General features: G+C 38.8%; 2 protein-coding genes. Both read right to left on the minus strand.

All coding sequences use genetic code 11. The annotated features are described in order from the left end of the window. Nucleotides 1-18 precede the first annotated feature (18 nt). Entirely contained in the window at nucleotides 19-489 is a 471-nt protein-coding gene (locus CDG56_RS16725) for a transposase family protein (RefSeq protein WP_087548454.1), read from the minus strand. After that, a partial coding sequence (locus tag CDG56_RS16730) for a transposase family protein (RefSeq protein ID WP_205666503.1) occupies nucleotides 437-864 on the minus strand: 428 nt, incomplete at its 5' end. The genes CDG56_RS16730 and CDG56_RS16725, both read right to left, overlap by 53 nt.

The following is an 864-nucleotide window of genomic DNA, read 5'->3' on the forward strand; positions in this document are numbered from 1 at the left end:
TTAGACTTCTTTCATAAGTCATTTTTTACTCAGTTCTAAATTATAGATTCCAGCAATTAAATTGAATCTTAATCCTAGTCTTTTGCCTCGATTGCGATATCGCTCAGCAAGAATTTTGAAGGTTTTCAAACTGCCAAATACATGCTCAATCCCAATTCTTCTTTTATTGATTTGCTGATTATAGATTTTTAGTTCAGGATCCAGTTTACAGCGCTTCTTTACTTTTAATGGCAACAAGCTATTTGGATACACTGTATAAATTCCCTGATAACCCTTATCTGCAAGGATAAATGCACCTGCAGGAAGCTGATTCAAGTTACGTTTGAAGAGTTCGAAATCATGTACGGCACCACGACCCGTACATAAACTCAGGATTTTTTGAGTTTGATAATGAATGATGGCCTGTACTTTGAAAGTGTGGCTCTTTTTCTTGCCGCTATAGCTTTTCTTTTGTTTTTTTAGGCCTTTGGATTGGAATTTCTGTGGCATCTACAATCACCACATTCCAGTCAATGCCTTCGCCCTCGGGTAAATCTTTGGGTAAATTAAATAAATTGGACTTAATAAAGCAGTCCTCTACATGACGTACGATTCTTGAAGCAGTGGGCTCTGACACGCCATAACTTGTTGCGACATGGAATAAGGTTCGGTATTCACGCCAATAACTTAAGCACAGGAGGATCTGATCCTCTAGGCTCAATTTAGGTGGTCTGCCTTTGGCAGGAACATGCATCTTCAATTGCTCAACCATTAAATCAAAGGTTGACCATGAGATGCCCGTGTATCGCTTGAACTGTGTTTCAGAAAGCTTCTTTGAATCGATGTATTTCATCCGCAGATTATGCATGAATGCCAAGAAATCTG

Source organism: Acinetobacter sp. WCHA39 (genome assembly GCF_002165385.1).
Classification (GTDB): domain Bacteria; phylum Pseudomonadota; class Gammaproteobacteria; order Pseudomonadales; family Moraxellaceae; genus Acinetobacter.